Annotated in this window: 13 protein-coding genes and 1 tRNA gene; 6 read left to right on the forward strand and 8 right to left on the reverse strand. The window is 64.9% G+C overall.

Annotation, left to right across the window (positions count from 1 at the left end; translation table 11 throughout):
* Positions 1-48: 48 nt before the first annotated feature.
* Positions 49-213: a hypothetical protein gene (locus XH84_RS16175; protein ID WP_164937390.1), complete on the forward strand. Its 165-nt coding sequence runs from the start codon at positions 49-51 to the stop codon at positions 211-213.
* Between the two features lie 79 nt (positions 214-292).
* On the opposite strand, the gene XH84_RS16180 is transcribed toward XH84_RS16175, so the two are convergent.
* Both XH84_RS16180 and XH84_RS16185 read right to left on the reverse strand, forming a co-directional pair.
* Positions 293-970 carry a ParA family protein gene (locus XH84_RS16180; RefSeq protein ID WP_025032179.1) on the reverse strand — a complete coding sequence of 226 codons (678 nt, stop codon included), beginning with the start codon at positions 968-970 and terminating at the stop codon, positions 293-295.
* A gap of 363 nt (positions 971-1,333) precedes the next feature.
* Positions 1,334-1,678, reverse strand: a complete 345-nt coding sequence (locus tag XH84_RS16185) for a hypothetical protein (protein ID WP_128921486.1) — start codon at positions 1,676-1,678, stop codon at positions 1,334-1,336.
* 531 nt (positions 1,679-2,209) lie between these two features.
* Here XH84_RS16185 and XH84_RS16190 point away from each other — a divergent pair.
* Genes XH84_RS16190 through XH84_RS16205 form a run of 4 tightly spaced genes read left to right on the forward strand, consistent with a single transcriptional unit; the run spans position 2,210 to position 6,038 of the window.
* On the forward strand, positions 2,210-3,376 hold the full coding sequence (locus tag XH84_RS16190; protein ID WP_128921487.1) for a CaiB/BaiF CoA transferase family protein: 1,167 nt from the start codon (positions 2,210-2,212) through the stop codon (positions 3,374-3,376).
* A complete protein-coding gene (locus XH84_RS16195) occupies positions 3,373-4,302 on the forward strand; it encodes an HpcH/HpaI aldolase/citrate lyase family protein (protein ID WP_245471756.1) in 930 nt (309 codons plus the stop codon). Before XH84_RS16190 ends, XH84_RS16195 begins: the two co-directional genes overlap by 4 nt.
* Before the next feature lie 6 nt (positions 4,303-4,308).
* Positions 4,309-5,256 (forward strand): AEC family transporter, encoded by a 948-nt coding sequence (locus XH84_RS16200; RefSeq protein ID WP_128921488.1) that lies wholly within the window; start codon positions 4,309-4,311, stop codon positions 5,254-5,256.
* Positions 5,257-5,303: 47 nt separating this feature from the next.
* Positions 5,304-6,038: a class I SAM-dependent methyltransferase gene (locus XH84_RS16205; protein WP_128921489.1), complete on the forward strand. Its 735-nt coding sequence runs from the start codon at positions 5,304-5,306 to the stop codon at positions 6,036-6,038.
* 203 nt (positions 6,039-6,241) lie between these two features.
* Here XH84_RS16205 and XH84_RS16210 read toward each other — a convergent pair whose 3' ends face one another.
* From XH84_RS16210 to XH84_RS16220, 3 genes are all read right to left on the reverse strand, one after another.
* On the reverse strand, positions 6,242-6,748 hold the full coding sequence (locus XH84_RS16210; protein WP_128921490.1) for a hypothetical protein: 507 nt from the start codon (positions 6,746-6,748) through the stop codon (positions 6,242-6,244).
* A gap of 454 nt (positions 6,749-7,202) precedes the next feature.
* Positions 7,203-7,279: transfer RNA gene (locus XH84_RS16215), tRNA-His, on the reverse strand.
* A 427-nt stretch (positions 7,280-7,706) separates the two neighbouring features.
* On the reverse strand, positions 7,707-8,141 hold the full coding sequence (locus XH84_RS16220) for a phasin (protein ID WP_128921491.1): 435 nt from the start codon (positions 8,139-8,141) through the stop codon (positions 7,707-7,709).
* 565 nt (positions 8,142-8,706) lie between these two features.
* On the opposite strand from XH84_RS16220, the gene XH84_RS16225 reads away from it, so the two are divergent.
* Positions 8,707-12,198 (forward strand): PAS domain-containing sensor histidine kinase, encoded by a 3,492-nt coding sequence (locus tag XH84_RS16225; RefSeq protein WP_128921492.1) that lies wholly within the window; start codon positions 8,707-8,709, stop codon positions 12,196-12,198.
* A gap of 121 nt (positions 12,199-12,319) precedes the next feature.
* Here XH84_RS16225 and XH84_RS16230 read toward each other — a convergent pair whose 3' ends face one another.
* The 3 genes from XH84_RS16230 to serA form a co-directional block, all read right to left on the reverse strand.
* Complete coding sequence (locus tag XH84_RS16230; protein ID WP_128921493.1) at positions 12,320-14,293, reverse strand: methyl-accepting chemotaxis protein; 1,974 nt, start codon at positions 14,291-14,293, stop codon at positions 12,320-12,322.
* 250 nt (positions 14,294-14,543) lie between these two features.
* The gene (locus tag XH84_RS16235) at positions 14,544-15,716 is read right to left on the reverse strand and encodes a thiolase family protein (protein ID WP_128921494.1); all 1,173 of its coding nucleotides are present in this window, start codon (positions 15,714-15,716) and stop codon (positions 14,544-14,546) included.
* 224 nt (positions 15,717-15,940) lie between these two features.
* Positions 15,941-17,530: a phosphoglycerate dehydrogenase gene (serA, locus tag XH84_RS16240; protein WP_128921495.1), complete on the reverse strand. Its 1,590-nt coding sequence runs from the start codon at positions 17,528-17,530 to the stop codon at positions 15,941-15,943.
* Positions 17,531-17,552: the final 22 nt, after the last annotated feature.

Below are 17,552 nucleotides of genomic sequence, written 5' to 3' on the forward strand. Positions count from 1 at the left end.
CACAGCTATCGTTCACGCCCATAAGCGAAGAAATCGCGGGGGCGTTTTGTGAATAGTCAGAATGAAATGGCGTCGTATTTCGGCGCCGGACAGGAGCAGCTGTCCACCGAGCAGAGCTTTACCACCGAGGACGTTCTCTGGGCCGTCGGCATCTGGTCGGTGATCCTGACCCTGTCGCCGGTCATCGTGTTCTACATGCTGATGGTGGCCTAGCCGCTTCAGCAGATTCCGAAAACGCAAAACGCGCGGACGTTCCCGCGCGTTTTTCGTCCGGGGAATGATCAATAAAAAATTATGCTGCTTGCTTGTGCATTGCGCCGGATGCCGACGCCGTGCCGCGAATGGCCTTCACTGAACGCTCGATCGCCGCCCACAGCCTTGCGATTTCCTGAGCCGCACGGCTCTCGGCCTGATACTCCCGCGCGCCCTCGCCATGGCTCAGCGCCATCAGCAAATCCGAACGGTTGGTGATCTGGCCGCCCCACACTGGCGCACGGAATTTCGCCAGGGCTTCGCGGGCGATGGTGACGATCGGGCTTTCGGCTTCGTCGCGCTTGGCCGGCGCACCGTTGAGCACGACCGCGTAGGGCTTGCGCGCGGCGCGGCACATCTGGATGGTCTCCTGCACCGCGTTGACGTCGAATACGCCGGGACGGGCGGGAATCACCACCATGGTGGCGTTCTTGATCGCGTCGTCGACGACGGCCGACAGGTTCGGCGGCGTGTCGATCAACACCCATTCATAACCGTCGCGCTTGGCAGCGGAGACGATGCCGCTGACGGAGTTCACGGCCGCCTTGATCGGCGGTTCGTTGGTGCCGCGCAGCTTGTGCCACAGCGTCAGCGAGCCCTGCGGATCCGCGTCCACGAGCATGACCTGCTTGCTCGCCTTGATCTGTGCGGCAAGATGTGCGGCGAGGGTACTCTTGCCCGAGCCGCCTTTACGCGATGCAAAAACAATGACGTTCATACCTTCGGCCTCCAGATTGACCCCAGGCCGCGAAAATGAATCACCACGCTGATTCGTGAAAGATAAATTTGTCGAGAGTTGCGCTGCGGTCACGAAATAACAAGGCGTGCTGGCTTTTGAGTCACACTGCGGTGTGCGGGGCGCGACACGAGCTGCAATGAAACGCTCCGCGCGCTGGTTTGTGTGCGCATTTTGAGCATTCGTTCGCGATCAAGCCGGATGCAACTTCGCCGCGCAAATCCGCATCCGACTCTTTTCCATCGTGCCTGCGCATGATCGTCGCAAGCCTCGCACCAGCCCGCGCGAACAAAAGGAGTCCGTTACCTTACCAAGCTTCGAAAAAGGATCGCGATTGCCCCGCGCCTAGCCGTCGCTGGTCTTTTTCTTCTTGGTCGCCGGCTTGGTGCTCTTCTTCGCGGTTTTGGGCGCGATGTTGGTCGGCTTGCCGGCGCGCATCTCGTCCGGCTCGGGTCCGGGGCGGAAGAACACCCGGCATTGCGGCGAGAGCTGCGCCTTCTTCTTGATCATGCAGGCGGTGATGGCATCGACGTTCGGCACGAACTCGCCGCACAGCCGCATCGCATCCGGCGTGCAGGCCTGTTGCTCCTCCTGGGTGTAGGCGAAGCCGGCACTCGGCTGGACCAGCACGGCGAGGGCCATCCCGAGGGTTGCAGCAGCCAAGGATGTCTTGAAGCGAAGCGCCGGCATCGATCCCCCCACATATCGAACAGGAGGGGATAGTGGGTGAACCGCGGTTCGTTGGCAACCGAGGGGAGATGCGAAAGCCGCAAGCTGTGCGGTCTCGGCAACAGGCGGGCTGAGCGCGCGCCTCGTCCTTCGAGACGACCGCTTCGCGGTCTCCTCAGGATGAGGCTAAGCGGCATGAGTGCCCGTTGAAACCAGTGCCGCGCCCCCGGTCCACATCCTGAGGGCCCGCCAACGGCGGGCGTCTCGAAGGATGGCCGCGGACAAGATCGCTCTCATATGCGATGCCCCTGTGGGCAACAGGGAGGCCAGCCCGGCCCAAGCCGACCTCCAGCGCAAAAACGCGAAAACAACCCCATGCACAGTAGCCAAGTCTCGGTAATCCCGTGTCATTTCATGTCTTAGGATTTAGCGAAACCGGGTTTGACTTGTCGGGCAAAACAGGGGCATCATGTCACATCCAAGAAGATGCGCGTGGGGTGGCCGGCTTGTCTCCTGCGCTGGTCGAAAAGCGCACGCGAGGAGGACGATCGCATGGAGGGGAATGAAGCGGAGCTGCCGCTGTCGGGCGTCACGGTGGTCTCGCTCGAGCAGGCGATCGCGGCCCCGCTGGCCAGCCGTCACCTGGCCGATTGGGGCGCGCGGGTGATCAAGATCGAGCGGCCGGGCACCGGGGATTTCTGCCGGGACTACGACCACGTGATGAACGGCCTGTCGAGCCAGTTCGTCTGGACCAACCGCTCCAAGGAAAGCCTCGCCATCGACATCAAGAGCGAGGACGGCCGCAAGGTGCTCGACGCCCTGCTGCCGCAGGCCGACGTGTTCATCCAGAACCTCGCGCCGGGCGCGGCGGAGCGGCTCGGCCTCGATGCCGCATCGCTGCTGCACAAATATCCGCGCCTCATCGCCTGCGACGTCTCGGGCTATGGCACGGGCGGCCCCTACAGCGACAAGAAGGCCTATGATCTCCTGGTCCAGTGCGAGGCCGGCGTGCTCGCCATCAACGGCACCGAGGCGGAGCCGGCCAAGGTCGGGCTGTCCGTGGTCGATATCGCCACCGGCATGTATATCCTCAACGGCGTCTTGATGGCGCTGTACCGCCGCGAGCGGACCGGCAAGGGCACCGCCTTCCAGGCCTCGCTGTTCGATTCCATCACCGACTGGATGAGCTATCCCGCCTTCTACACACACAGCACCGGCCGGCCGCTGCCGCGCACCGGCGCCAGGCACGCGACGATCGCGCCCTACGGCCCGTTCCGGGTCGGCGACGGCAACACCATCTTCTTCGGCATCCAGAACGACCGGGAATGGCGGTCGCTGTGCCGCATCGTGCTCGGCGACGCCGGCTTCGCCGACGACCTGCGCTTCCGCACCAATCCGCTGCGGATGCAGAACCGCGACGAGCTGCAGACGCATATCGAGCAGCGTTTTGCCGCCATGACCGGCGAGGAGGTGTTGCGGCTGCTGGATGAGGCCGGGGTCGCCAACGCGCATCTGAATTCGGTCGAGGCCTTCCTGGCGCACGAGCAGCTGCATGCGCGCTCGCGGGTGCAGAGCGTCGGATCGCCACGCGGGCCGGTGATGAGCTTCCTGCCGGCGCTGACCATTCCCGGCCTCTCGCCGCGGATGGATCCGGTGCCGGAAGTGGGACAGCATAATCAGGCCATCCTCGGTGAACTCGGTCTGGCGAAGGACGCATGACGATGGCGCAGCAGCGGCCAATGCGGGCCTACCTCGCCGTCCCCGCGCATCGCGCCCGTCTCGTCGCCAAGGCTGCGGCCTCAATGGCGGATGCGGTGTTCATGGATCTCGAGGATGCGGTGCCGCCGTCCGAGAAGAGCGTTGCCCTTGGCGAGGCCGTGCAATCCCTCGCCTCGTTCGACTGGGGCAACAAGCGCGTCACCGTGCGGATCAACGCCGTCGACAGCCCGTTCATCACCGAAGAGATCCGCGCGCTGGCGGCGCTTCCCCGGCTGGATGCTTTGATCGTGCCGAAGGCCGAGCGCACGAGCGACATCGTTGCGATTGCCGATCAGCTACGCGCCGCCGGGCCCGATCGCGCCGCGCCGGTCGCGCTGGAATTGCTGATCGAGACCGCGCTCGGCCTCGTCAATGTCGACGCGCTCGCCGCCTGCCACGACAGCGTCGCCGCGCTGCATCTCGGCGTCGGCGATTTCGCGGCGTCGATCGGCGCCCGCTCCTCCGACATCGGCGTCTCACCGGACGGCTATCGCCATGTCGGATCGGCACAGAGCGATTACGCTTCCGCCCCGCTCGACCTGTTCGCCTACCCGATGATGCGCCTGCTGGTGGCCGCCCGCGCGCACGGCCTCATCGCCATCGACGGCCCCTGCGGCGCGTTCCGCGACGCCAGGCTGACCGAAAGCAGCGCGCAAAAGGCCGCGGCGATGGGCTTTGACGGCAAGCAGGTCATCCACCCCGATCAGATCGAGCCGACGCTGCGCGCGTTCATGCCGTCGGAGCAGGAGCTGGAAGAGGCGCGGCGCATCGTCGAGGCCATGGAGCAGGCGGAGGCGCAAGGCCAGGGCGCGGTGACGCTGGACGGCAAGATGATTGACTATGCCAATGTGCGCATGGCACGCCGGATCATCGGGCTGGGGTCTTAAGCGCGCATGGCCACGCTCCTGATCGTCGCGCCGGTGTTTGCGCTGATCGCGGCCGGCTATGCCGCGGTGCTGTTTCGCTTCGTCTCGGAGAGCGCGCACAAGGGCATCAGCGAGTTCGCCTTCAGCATCGCGATCCCCGCGCTGCTGTTCCGAACCATCGTGGTCTCGGAGTTCCCCGACGTCAGCCCCTGGCGGATGTGGGGCGCCTATTACGGCGCGCTGGCGCTGACCTGGATCGCGGCGCTAGCGATCTCGGCCCTCCTGCGCGCGCGGCACGAAGATCGCGAAGACGGCGTCGTGTTCGCGATCGGCTCGGTGTACGGCAACATCGTGATGCTCGGCATTCCCCTCGTGCTCTCCGCGCTCGGCAACGAGGCGGCGGGCCCGATGGCGCTGATCCTGTCGGTGAACACGCCGCTGCTCTGGCTCTGCGGCATCCTGCAGATGGAGCTGGTCAGCCGCAAGCGCACCGGCTCGGCGCTTTCGGTGATCCGCCCCGTGCTCGCCGACCTCGCGCGCAACCCCTTGATGCTGGCAATCGGCTCCGGCGTCATCTGGCGCTTCACCGGCCTCGGTCTCACCCCCGTCATCGACCGGACCATCGAGCTCCTGGCCCAAGCGGGCTCGCCGACAGCGCTGATCGCGCTCGGCATCAACCTCTTCCGCTTCGAGGTGAAGGGCGAGAAGCTGAGCATTCTGGTGATGTGCGCGCTGAAGCTAGCGGCGATGCCGGCCGCGGCGTTCGTGCTGGCAAGCCTGCTCGACCTGCCGCCGATTCCAGCGGGCATCATCGTGCTGTTCGCGGCGATGCCGACCGGCGCGAATGCCTACATCTTCGCGGTGCAGTATCAGCGGCTGGTGAACCCGGTGTCGGGCGCGGTGGCGCTGGGCACGCTGCTGGCGGCGGTGACGTTGCCGGTGGTGGTGTGGGTGGTGGCGGGAGGCGTGAAGTAATTCTGCCGCATGCGTGTGACAGACCACCATGCTGGACGGAGCGTGTCATGGCACAGAACATCTACGACAATCCCGATTTCTTTTCAGGTTACAGCCAGCTTCCACGCCAGGTGCACGGCCTTGCCGGCGCACCCGAATGGCCCGCGTTGCGCGGCATGTTTCCCGACGTCGCCGGCCGGCGCGCGATCGACCTCGGCTGCGGGTTCGGCTGGGTTTCACGCTGGCTGCGTGAGAATGGCGCCATTCAGGTTCTGGGCATCGACCTCTCCGAGAGCATGATCGCCCGGGCGCGTCAGACCACCACGGATTCCGCGATCACCTATCGAATTGCGGACCTCGAGATGATCGAGCTTCCCGAAGCGTCCTTCGATTTCGCTTTCAGCTCGCTGACCTTCCACTATATCAGCGACTTCGACCGGCTCACGCGCATGATCCATCGCTCACTCACGCCGGGCAGCCACCTCGTCTTCTCGATCGAGCATCCGATCTTCATGGCTGCCGACCATCCCAACTGGATCGAGGACGAGGACGGACGCAAGACATGGCCCGTCAATCGCTATGCGATCGAAGGGGAGCGCCGCACCGATTGGTTCGCGAAAGATGTGGTGAAGTATCACCGCAAGATCGGAACGACGCTCGGCGCGTTGATCCGAGCCGGGTTCACCATCGAAGCCGTCGACGAATTCGCCCCGTCGGCGCAACAAATAAGGGACAACCCGGCGCTCGAGCAAGAGCTGGAACGGCCAATGATGCTGCTTGTGGCAGCGCGGCGGCAGGAGTGAGCGCGGGGATTGGCGGGCTGGGGGCACTACATCGATCTTGAGGAGCGCTCGGATATCAGGCGCCGGGCAGGGAGTTTAGTGCACTATCACCGTAATCCCCGGGGGTGGGCCCAAAATTCGCTCGCGGACCTTTGGCTATATCTCTTCCGGCAGGACGTAGAAAATTCCGGAATTCGAGGCCGGAGCCGGAGGGCGATCGGAACCTATTGCAGTTCTTCGCGAGCGAACTTCCCGAGCGCAGCAAGCAGGGCCTCACGTTCTTCCGCATAGGGCCTGTACGCCTCGCTTTGACCAATGTTTAGATTAGCGATGTCGTTGTCGAGCCTCTTGCCCGCGGCTTGGGATATCCAAACCTGTCGCTGACTTGCGGCGATATCTAATTCCGCGACCATTATCGAGAAGCGCGGGAAATAGATCGACGTGATGGCTTGCAGCTTGGCAAACGGCGAAACTGTTACTGGAACGTCCTGCTCCCCATAAGCACGGCGACTTTGAATACCATCAAGCCAGTGATCGAAATCATAAATCGCGGCCACTAATTCTTCGAGCTTGTCCGCGCGGCGCTTCTTTGCCTCGCGGCGATGTTGCGCGATCTCGCGAATGATCGTCACCACCGAACCGGCAGCGGTGCCCGCTAGGGTCAAAAGCCCACCGACGACTACGGGCCACAGCGATGCGTCTGATCCGGCCATAGGCGATCTGTCGATCATCCAGCGCCCGCTCACTTTTCCCGGGCAAATCGTGGGGAACTGCTCTCAATCCCTTGAAACCGGGATCTTTCTCCCTGAGAGTCCTAGCGCGAGTCGGCAATCCCGATTTGCAATTGTGGCGGCAGAGCCGGTCAACTGCCAAGTCCGATCCGGCTCCGCTCGCCCGTGGCGATCCACGTCAGTAACCTGACGGGACCAGCAAACGGCTCGTTGGGGCAACCCTTCGGGCCGTTTGTCTTTGCGGAATAAGACAGATTGTCCCTTCGCGATATGCGAACAGTAGAGCTACCGAAGATTCTGTAAAGAGTTTATGCACCGCTTTTGCTTTGGGCGCGCACTAAAACTAGCGCGTATCTCAAACTTAATCTCAAACTTAAGCGCGCGCTACTCGTCGCCGTGGTGGTAGCTTTAACAAAATCAGATTTGTGGATTTTCGCTAAACTATTGATCAAACTGGTACAGTTGGGTGGGCTCGAACCACCGACCTCCTGTTCCACAGACAGGCGCTCTAACCAACTGAGCTACAACTGCATCCTTGTGAGCCGCCCTGAAGGGTGCCTGAAAAGGCTCATCGCCGAGGGGGCTGGACGGGGCGGAAACTAGGTGCAACGGCCCGGTTTGGCAAGGCCGCAATGGGGTGAAAAACTTGCGGAAATCACCGTCAGTGTGGGGAAATCGGGCGGGTTGGCGGGCATCAAGGTGTTGCGCTGCCCCTCTTCCGCTTGCGGCAGGGCACCGCGTATGACCCCTGGCTCTTAGGGCGCTCAAGCTTCCACATCGTCATGGCCGGGCTTTGTCCCGGCCATCCACGCTTTCGGCCGGCGCCAAGAACGTGGATGCCCGGGACAAGCCCGGGCATGACGACCTTCCTTGATTCCCACATGCGCAAGCGGGAGAGGCGAAGAAAAAACCCGGGCCTTTCGGCCCGGGTTTCTCGAACTCAAACCGACCTGAACGCTCAGGCGGCGGACGGAAGGTACTTCGAGGCGCTGGCCTTGATCGGCTCGACGGTCTCGGCGGCGATGCGCTGGCCGATCTCGGCCAGCTCCTTGGCCTGGGACTGGAAGGTCTCGAGCTGCTTGCGGGAATGGTTGGTCCACAGCGCGAACGCGTCCGATGGCGACTTCACGCTGAACAGCTCCTGGGCGAAGTCCAGATGAGCGCTGGTGTTGGCCTTCATGAACTCCACCAGCTTGGCATTGTACTCGCTCGCGCCCTTGGAGGCCGAGGTGAACACGGCCTCGACGGTGCCGTTGTGGGTCTCGGCCGCGTCCTTGAACTTGGCGTAGTTTTCGCGGGCCTGCGACACGCCCTTTTCGGCGAACGCACGCATCTGCTCGGGGACCTCGAACGGAATGATCGAGGCAGAAAACGGATCAGTCGCACCTGTCATGGTCGTCCCTCACGATAATGAAAAAATGGAGTGAGCCTTCTGGCGCGCCCGCCGGCCAACCGGGGCCTTCTTGTTGGCGGGAACGAAGACTGGAAACGCGAAACAAACGAGATGGCTCGCCCAGCGCCCAGCACTATTGCTGCTTATCATGTCAATATTGTGCAGCGCAACGCGCCGCGAGGGTGCGTTGCGCAAATTTAATTTCGGGGAGGATGAGGTTCCGGTAAGGGGGAACCGGGGGTTGAGGAACGGTGGACAATCGGCACCGCTTGCTGGGCTACCCCTCTCCCCTAACCCTCCCCCGCAAGGGGGGAGGGAACGGACCTTTCTCGGAGCGCGCGTCGAGACTCATTACGCTGCTATGCCGCCGCCTCCCCCGAATCCCCTTGGATGCAACCGGGCGGCGGCTTGCGGGGGTGGCGGGATTAAGGTTATCGCGGCTTTGGATTACCTCCGAAGCACCGGAGCCGTGGACCTGCGTGCGAGCGCGCGCGATACTAACCCTTTCTTAAGGCTGTCATTCCCGGCAGCCGCCAGCGTCAAGCGTGAGACTAAAGCCGGTCGGATGACGAGTTCGGATTTCCAGTTGCGAGGTGTGGGCGATCCGCGGCTGGCGGTGCATGCGACCTCTCCTCTGCCGGCCTGGCTGTGGTCGATCGACGGCGCGCGCGTGCTGTGGGCCAATCCGGTCGGCGCAAGATTGTTCGGCGCGGCGCATAGCGCGGCGCTCGCGGACAAGGTGTTCGGCCCTGCCGACCCCCATCGCCGCCAGGTGATCAGGCTCGCGCGCCAGCTGCCGGCCAACGGCGCCGTGCGGCTCGAACGTCTGCGCGGCTTCGGCGCAAAGCTCGGCACGCTGATGACCTGCGCCTGCGCCCGGCTCGCCTTTGCCGACGGCAGCCACGCTGTGCTCGTCACCGCGATGGACCCGACGCTGCGGAGCATGCCGCTGATCGAGCGGCTGCATCGCCTGGTCGAAGGCGCGAAAATGCCGATGGCGGCGTTCGCGCCCGACGGCCTGTTCGTCGGCGCCAGCGACGCTGCCCGCGCCCTGCTCGGCTTCCGCGATCTCGGCGAGGCCGGGCTCGAACGGGCGCGCAGCGATGCGCTGCGCGAAGGCCGCGCCGAGACGCCGATCGGGATCGGCCAGATGGTGCTGCAACGGGTCGGCCGAGGCGCCGATGTCGGCCTGGTCGCGCTGATCGAGCCGGCCGCCGCCGCGCAGGCCAAGCCTTCCGAGCATATGCCTTCCGAGCATATGCCTTCCGAGCATATGCCTTCCGAGCATATGCCTGCCGGGCCTGTGCGGACGGCGGATCATGCGAGCGAGCCGCCGGTTGAACCCGCGCAAGCCGCCGCGACCATGCCGAGCGAGCCGCCGCCATCGCAGGACGTATCGGCCGGGATCTCCCTGTTCGATGCGTTCGCCGAGCCGATCGAGGCGCCCACGGCAAATGAGACGATCGCGCCCGAAGCGCAGGACATTGCAACGGTCGAGGACGCGGTCGAACAGACCGGTGGAAACCCGGCGCATGAGGCGGCCGACGAGGCCGCCGGCATCGCGCCAAAGACTCCGGTTGAAAACCCGCTTCAAGCCATCGTGTCGCCGCAGGCTGCGCCGATCAGTGTCGGCATGGTCGAGCCGCCATCGAGCCACGCATCGTCGGGCCAAGAGCCGCCCGCACCGCGTCAGCATCCGCTGCGCTTCCTCTGGCAGACGGATGCAGAGGGCCGCTTTGTGCTGCTCTCCGACGAATTCATCCGCTTGATCGGCGCGCGCACGGCTAGCGGCTTCGGCCGTCCCTGGCACGAGATCACTGAGGCATTCTCGCTCGATCCCGATGGCCGCGTCGCGCAGGCACTGGCAAGCCACGACACCTGGGCCGGCATCACCTTGAACTGGCCGACCGACGGCGGCGCGCTTCTGCCGGTCGAGCTCGCGGGCCTGCCGATTTACGATGCCGCGCGCAATTTCGCGGGCTTCAAGGGCTTTGGCGTCTGCCGCGATCTCGACGGCCTCAACCGGCTCGATGCGCTCAGGCGCTTCGAGCTGTTCGCTGAGCCGCCGACGCAGCACGGCCTGGCCGCCGATGCGGTCGAGCCGGAGCACGAGGCGATCGCTGAGCCCGAGCCGGTGGCAGAGGCGCCGCCTCCGGCGATCGCCCCGCCCGAGCCTGAGCCGACAGCCGAACCCGAACGACCCGAACCCACCAGCGACGCGAATTCACATCCAACAGATCCGGACATATCAGTGGAAACGCCTGTCGAGACTTCCTTGGAAACCCCGCCCAATGTCGTGCCGTTCCGCCCGCCCGGCGATGCGCGCTCGCCGACGCTGACGCCGATCGAGAACAGCGCATTCAACGAGCTCGCGCGGCAATTGTCCGAACGCTTGGAGCGCGAGCGCGAGGCGATCGCGGACGCGTCCGAGCCCGTGGCGGAGATCGCGACTGAACCGCCGGAGCCCGCGCCGCAAGCTGCGGCCGAATGGCTGACCGAGCCCGCGCCGCCGCCACGCGGCGCCAGCGCGCGCGACCGCACGTTGCTCGACCTGTTGCCGACGGGCATCCTGATCTATCGGCTCGACCGCCTGCTCTACGCCAACCCGGCGTTTCTCGCGCGCATGGGCTATGCCGACATCCATGCCCTGGAGGATGCCGGCGGGCTGGATGCGCTCTATGTCGAGCCCGGCGTGTCCTCGGCGAGCAGCACCTCGCAAGCCGGCACGCCTGTCACGATCAGCGCCACGGTCGCGAACGGCGAAGCGCCGCTTCCGACCACCGTAGCGCATCTGCACACGATCGACTGGGACGGCGAGAGCGCGCATGCGCTGATCTGCGCGCTGCCGCAGCCGGCAGCCGCCATCGAAGAGACGGCTGTCGAAGAGATTGTTGTCGCCGAGACCATTGTCTCGGAGTCCTGCCCTGACGAACTCGATCCTGCGGTCGGCGAAGCCGAGGCCGAGGATCTCGCGGCGATCCTCGACACCACGGCCGAGGGCATCGTCATGTTCGATGCCGAAGGCAACATCCACGCCTGCAACCGCAGCGCGGAGGCGCTGTTCGGCTATGACGGCACGGCGCTGCTGGAGCAGAATTTGCTGACGCTGTTCGCGCCCGAGAGCCAGCAGATCGTCGTCGACTATCTCGAAAGCCTCAAGAGCCAGGACATTGCGAGCCTGCTCGATCACGGCCGCGAGGTGCTGGGGCGCGAGAAGAAGGGCGGCGTCATTCCGCTCGCGATGATCATGGGCCGCACGCGGCCCGACGGGCCGAACTTCTTCGCCGTATTCCGCGATCTCTCTCACGCGAAGAAGGGCGAGAGCGAGCTGACGCAGGCCCGCCGCCTCGTCCACAGTGCCGCCAACGCCAAGGCCGACATGCTGGCGCGGATCAGCCACGAGATCCGCACGCCGCTCAACGCCATCATCGGCTTTGCCGAGGTGATGATCTCCGAGCGCTTCGGCACGCTCGGCAACGAGCGCTACGGCGAATACATGAAGGACATCCGCGCCTCCGGCGAGCGTGTCATCGCGATCATCGACGATTTGCTGGAGCTGTCGCGGATCGAGACCGGCAAGCTCGACCTCAGCTTCGCCAACCTCAACCTCAACGACCTCGTCGAAGCCTGCGTGACGGTGATGCAGCCGCAGGCCAATCGCGAGCGCATCATCATCCGCACCTCGCTCGCGCATGCGCTGCCGCAGGTGAATGTGGATGCGCGCGCGATGCGGCAGATCACCATGAACCTGATCTCGAACTCGATCCGGCTCGCCAGTGCCGGCGGCCAGGTCATCGTCTCCACCGCCGTGACCGACCGCGGCGAGATTGCCTTGCGCATCCGCGACACCGGCCATGGCCTTTCCGAGCGCGAAGTCGCCGCCGCGATGGAGCCGTTCCGCACCCCGCCGCCGGGCGATGCCGCGGACAGTGCGGCGCTGAACCTGTCGCTGACCAAGGCCCTGGTCGAAGCCAACCGCGCCCGCTTCAACATCAAGAGCGCGGGCCACGGCACGCTGATCGAAGTGGTGTTCGCACCGGCGCTGGCGGGGGCTTAGGGTGTTCTGCCTCTCCCGTTTGCGGGAGAGGGGCGGGGAGAGGGTGTTCCCCTAGAGGAGAGAGCCCTCACCCCGCGCGCGGGACGATCCATTTACTCTATTGCCGGTTCGCCGCCTTACCTCACGCCGCGCGCACCGTCTCCAGGAACCTGCTGACCTCGATCTTCAGCCGGTTGCTGTCGTTCGACAGGGATTGTGCCGCGGACAGCACCTGCGAGGAGGCAGATCCGGTCTCGGTCGCGCCCTGGCGCACGCTTGAGATGTTGGCGCTGACCTGCGTGGTGCCGGCGGCGGCGTTCTGGACGTTGCGCGAGATCTCGCTGGTCGCCGCGCCTTGCTCTTCCACCGCGGCCGCGATGGTGGAGGAGATTTCGGACAGCCGCTCGATGGTGCCACCAATGGTCTTGATGGCGCCGACGGAGTCTTGCGTCGCGACCTGGATGCTCGAGATCTGCTGACCGATGTCGCCGGTCGCCTTCGCGGTCTGCTCGGCCAGGGCCTTCACTTCCGACGCCACCACGGCAAAGCCGCGCCCCGCTTCGCCGGCGCGCGCCGCCTCGATGGTGGCATTCAGCGCCAACAGGTTGGTCTGGCCCGCGATGGCGTTGATGAGCTCGACCACGTCGCCGATGCGCGCGGCCGCCTTCGACAATTCGCTGACGCGGTCGTTGGTCTGCCCGGCCTGGCTGACGGCCTCGCCGGCCATGCGCGCGGAGGCCTGCACCTGGCGACTGATCTCGTTGACGGAGGCGGTGAGCTCCTCCGCCGCGGACGCCACCGACTGAACGTTGGTCGCGGCCTCTTCGGACGCCGCCTCGACCAGCGTGGCAAGCTCGCTCGAGCGGCTGGCTGTCGTGGTCAGAGACGTGGCCGAGGCTTCGAGCTCGTTGGCGGCGGACGACACGGTCTCGACGATCTCGCCGACCGAGCCTTCGAAATCGTCGGCCATGCGGATCATGTCGGCGCGGCGGCGCTCGGCGGCGAGCTTGTCCTGCCTGATCTTCTCGTCCGCCTCCTCCTTCGCCTTCCGCTCGGCATTGACCTTGAACGTCTCGACGGCTTGCGCGATCTCGCCGATCTCGTCGGGACGGCCGAGCCCGGGCAGCACGATGGCGAAATTGCCGTTGGCGAGCTGGATCATCGCCGCGCGCATCGCGGTCAAAGGCCTCGAGACCGAGCGGCCGATGAAGATGCCGAGGCCGAGCACGCTTGATGCGATCAGCGCGATCGCGACGCCGATCCAGAACTGGATGCTGGCGCGCTCGGCCTCGTTCAGCCGGTCTCCCTCGATGCGGATCTGGTCGACCGATTTCGAGACCTGCTCGATCACGGGCTCGACCGCGGCGAAGGCTTCGGACATGGCCTTCAACTCGATCGCAAGCTTCAGCGCGGTCTCCATCCAGGCGACGAAGTCGCGCTGATAGTCAGCGAGCTTCTGGCGCAGCTCGGTCTTCGCGTTGTCGGGGATGGCGGCAGCATCGAGGCTGCCCGCGAATTCCGCGGCGCGCTTCTTCATGTCGTCGCCATATCTGGCATCGCGACGCAGCATGAAATCCTTCTCGTGCCGGCGCATCATCAGCATGATCACCTTGAGCTGGGAATTCAGAAGCTGGTCGACCTCGCTCTCGATGCCGTGGACGGAACCGCGCAGGCGCCCCTCAAGGCCGGATTTTTCGTCGAGGCCGAGCCGCCGCCGTTCCTCGACCACCGCGGCGAAGTGCGCCTGGTAGGTCTTCAGCGCTGCATTCATCGCGTCGATCTTTTGCACCAGCTCGGGCTTGCCGAGGGCTGCGATCCTGCCGCGCAGCGTCTCGATGTCGAGCGCCACCTGCCTGCTGATCTCCACCTGACGCTGCGCTTTGGCCGGGTCGCTGCGCAGCAGGAAATCTTTTTCGGCGCGGCGCGCCTCCAGCAGCTCGACCGCGATCCTGTTGTTGAGCTCGAACACGGTGCGCGCGTCGTCGGCGGCGTCGCGATAGACCGCCATCGCCCTCTCGCCGTAGAGATGAATGCCGCCGATGAGGACGACACCGATGACGCCAATGACGCCGATCGCGGTGATCTTGTGCGTGAGCCGGAGAGAAAAAAATCGCATCTGGGCTTCAAAATTGGTTGTGGCTGATGCGGTTTATGAAACCTCAAGGCGAGGAAACTTCCGTTAATTTGCGGACACGTAGGAATACGTGCTTATGCACGATACCCGCCACACGAGAGGTACGGGGGTCCCAACGAAACGTTGTGACGGCACCTTATGCACGGTGAGATACACGCGCATGGCCAATAAAAAAAGCACGGCGCCGGTGGCGCCGTGCCTGGCTGTCTTCAAGTGACCGTGACGGTCCGGATCAGCTGTAGATCTCGAACAGGCCGGCGCCGCCCTGGCCGCCGCCGATGCACATGGTGACGACGCCCCACTTGGCCTTGCGGCGGGCGCCTTCCTGCAGCAGATGGCCGGTGAGACGGGCGCCGGTCATGCCGAAGGGGTGGCCGATCGCGATCGAGCCGCCATTGACGTTGTACTTGGCGGGATCGATGCCGAGCTGGTCACGGCAATACAGGCACTGGCTGGCGAAGGCCTCGTTGAGCTCCCACAGGTCGATGTCGTCGATCTTCAGGCCGGTGCGCTTGAGCAGCTTCGGAATTGCGAACACCGGGCCGATGCCCATCTCGTCGGGCTCACAGCCGGCGGTCGCCCAGGCGACGAAGCGGCCGAGCGGCTTCAGGCCGCGCTTCTCGGCGTCCTTGGCTTCCATCAGCACCACAGCGGCGGCGCCGTCGGAGAGCTGGCTGGCATTGCCGGCGGTGACGAACTTGCCGGGCCCCTTTACCGGCTCCAGCTTGGCGAGACCTTCCATCGTGGTCTCGGGCCGGTTGCACTCGTCGCGATCGACGACGTAGTCGACGATGCTCTCGGCCTTGGTCTGCTTGTCGACGACCTTCATCTTGGTCTTCATCGGGACGATCTCGTCCTTGAACTTGTTCGCCTGCTGGGCGGCGGCCATGCGGCGCTGCGATTCCAGCGAGAACTCGTCCTGGTATTCGCGGCTGAGCTTGTAGCGCTCGGCGACGATGTCGGCGGTGTCGATCATCGCCATGAAGATGTCAGGCGCGACCTTGAGCAATTCAGGGTCGATCGATTCCTTCGGCGAGCCGCCGCCGGGAATCGAGATGCTCTCGACGCCGCCGGCGACGATGCAGTCGGCACCGTCGGAGCGGATCGAGTTGGCGGCCATCGCGATGGTCTGCAGCCCCGAGGAGCAGAAGCGGTTCACCGAGACGCCGGCCGTGGTCTTCGGCAGGCCGGCGAGCAGCGCGGCCTGGCGGCCGATGTTCGGCGCGCCATGGGCGCAATTGCCGAGATAGCAATCCTCGACATAGTCCTTGTCGACGCCGGCGCGGTCCACCGCGTGCTTGATGGCGTGGGCCGCGAGCGACATCGGCGGCGTGATATTGAACCCGCCGCGGCCGGATTTTGCGAGGCCCGTGCGCGCATAGGAAACGATGACGGCTTCACGCATGTGTTTCTCCCTTGTCGAACGATTGGTACGAAGCGTCCTGGGCGCCATTGGTACACAAAGTTTGACGGGCACGGAAAACAAAAACGCCGCCTCCCGCGAAGGAGGGCGGCGTTGTTCCGCGGGTCGGAATATATGTTCTTCGTCATTCCGGGGCGGCTCGCAGAGCCGAACCCGGAATCTCGAGATTCCGGGTTCTCGCTCCGCGAGCCCCGGAATGACAACAGCTAGAACGTCAGCGCCTTGGCCTGCTTGACCTGCGGCAGCGCCTGCACCTTGGCAAGCAGGTCCGCCGGCACCGCGCCGTCGACCTCGACCAGAGCGATGGCATCGCTGCCGGGCGCGACGCGGCCGAGATGGAAGGTGGCGATGTTGATCTTGGCATCGCCGAGCAGGCTCGCGAACTGGCCGATGAAGCCCGGCTTGTCCTCGTTGGTCACGTAGATCATCGACTTGCCGAACTCGGCGTCGACGCGGATGCCCTTGACGTCGACCAATCGCGGCTTGCCGTCATGGTACACAGTGCCGGAGACCGAGCGCTCCTGGCGCTCCGTCGCCACCGTGACGGTGATCAGGCTTTCGTAGTCGCTCTGGGCGGCGCGCACGATCTCGTCCACCACCATGCCGCGCTCCTTGGCGACGACGGGCGCCGACACCACGTTGACCTCGCCCAGCATCGGGCGCAGCAGGCCCGACAGCACGGCCGAGGTGATCGCCTTGATCTTCATTTCGGCGACGTGGCCCTCATAGGTGATCTCGACCTTGAGGATGCCGCTCTCGGTGAGCTGGCCGGCAAACGAGCCGAGCTTCTCGGCGAGCGCAATGAACGGCTTCAGCTTCGGCGCTTCTTCCGCCGTGATCGAGGGGAAGTTGACCGCGTTCGAGATCGCGCCGGTGAGCAGGTAATCCGACATCTGCTCGGCGACCTGCAGCGCGACGTTCTCCTGCGCTTCGGTGGTGGAGGCGCCGAGATGCGGCGTGCAGATCACGTTGGGATGACCGAACAGCACGTTCTTGGCCGCGGGCTCCTCGACGAAGACGTCGAAGGCGGCGCCGGCGATGTGCTTGGAATTGAGCGCATCGACCACCGCCTGCTCGTCGACGAGACCGCCGCGGGCGCAGTTGATCAGGCGCACGCCCTTCTTCATCTTGGCGATCGCGGCCGCGTCGATGATGTTCTTCGTCTTCTCGGTCAGCGGCGTATGCAGCGTGATGAAGTCGGCGCGCTTGAGCAGGTCGTCGAGCTCGACCTTCTCGACGCCGATGTCCTTGGCGCGCTCCGGCGACAGGAACGGATCGAACGCGATCACCTTCATGCGCAGGCCGAGCGCGCGATCGGCGACGATCGAGCCGATATTGCCGCAGCCGACGACGCCCAGCACCTTGCCGGTGATCTCGACACCCATGAAGCGGTTCTTCTCCCACTTGCCGGCCTGGGTCGAAGCATCGGCCTGCGGAATCTCGCGGGCGAGCGCCAACATCAGGGTGATGGCGTGCTCGGCGGTCGTGATCGAATTGCCGAACGGGGTGTTCATCACGATGATTCCCTTGGCCGTGGCCGCGGGAATCTCGACGTTGTCGACGCCGATGCCGGCGCGGCCGATCACCTTGAGATTGGTCGCCTTCTCCAGGATCTTGGCGGTCGCCTTGGTCGCCGAGCGGATCGCAAGGCCGTCGTAATTGCCGATGATCTCGGCGAGCTTGTCCTTGTCCTTGCCGAGATTGGGCTGGAAGTCGACCTCGACGCCGCGGTCTTTGAAGATCTGAACGGCGGCCGGAGAGAGCGCGTCGGAAATGAGAACTTTGGGCTTGGTCATGGGATGTGTCCTTCACCGTCCC

Origin of the sequence: Bradyrhizobium nanningense, assembly GCF_004114535.1 — a bacterium.
Taxonomy (GTDB): Bacteria; Pseudomonadota; Alphaproteobacteria; order Rhizobiales; family Xanthobacteraceae; genus Bradyrhizobium; species Bradyrhizobium nanningense.

Bases quoted from the DNA above. Each gene is read 5' to 3' on its own strand.
- XH84_RS16180 (WP_025032179.1), bottom strand. From the start codon at position 970: ATGAACGTCATTGTTTTTGCATCGCGTAAAGGCGGCTCGGGCAAGAGT.
- XH84_RS16185 (WP_128921486.1), bottom strand. From the start codon at position 1,678: ATGCCGGCGCTTCGCTTCAAGACATCCTTGGCTGCTGCAACCCTCGGG.
- XH84_RS16190 (WP_128921487.1), top strand. From the start codon at position 2,210: ATGGAGGGGAATGAAGCGGAGCTGCCGCTGTCGGGCGTCACGGTGGTC.
- XH84_RS16195 (WP_245471756.1), top strand. From the start codon at position 3,373: ATGACGATGGCGCAGCAGCGGCCAATGCGGGCCTACCTCGCCGTCCCC.
- XH84_RS16200 (WP_128921488.1), top strand. From the start codon at position 4,309: ATGGCCACGCTCCTGATCGTCGCGCCGGTGTTTGCGCTGATCGCGGCC.
- XH84_RS16205 (WP_128921489.1), top strand. From the start codon at position 5,304: ATGGCACAGAACATCTACGACAATCCCGATTTCTTTTCAGGTTACAGC.
- XH84_RS16210 (WP_128921490.1), bottom strand. From the start codon at position 6,748: ATGATCGACAGATCGCCTATGGCCGGATCAGACGCATCGCTGTGGCCC.
- XH84_RS16220 (WP_128921491.1), bottom strand. From the start codon at position 8,141: ATGACAGGTGCGACTGATCCGTTTTCTGCCTCGATCATTCCGTTCGAG.
- XH84_RS16225 (WP_128921492.1), top strand. From the start codon at position 8,707: ATGACGAGTTCGGATTTCCAGTTGCGAGGTGTGGGCGATCCGCGGCTG.
- XH84_RS16230 (WP_128921493.1), bottom strand. From the start codon at position 14,293: ATGCGATTTTTTTCTCTCCGGCTCACGCACAAGATCACCGCGATCGGC.
- XH84_RS16235 (WP_128921494.1), bottom strand. From the start codon at position 15,716: ATGCGTGAAGCCGTCATCGTTTCCTATGCGCGCACGGGCCTCGCAAAA.
- serA (WP_128921495.1), bottom strand. From the start codon at position 17,530: ATGACCAAGCCCAAAGTTCTCATTTCCGACGCGCTCTCTCCGGCCGCC.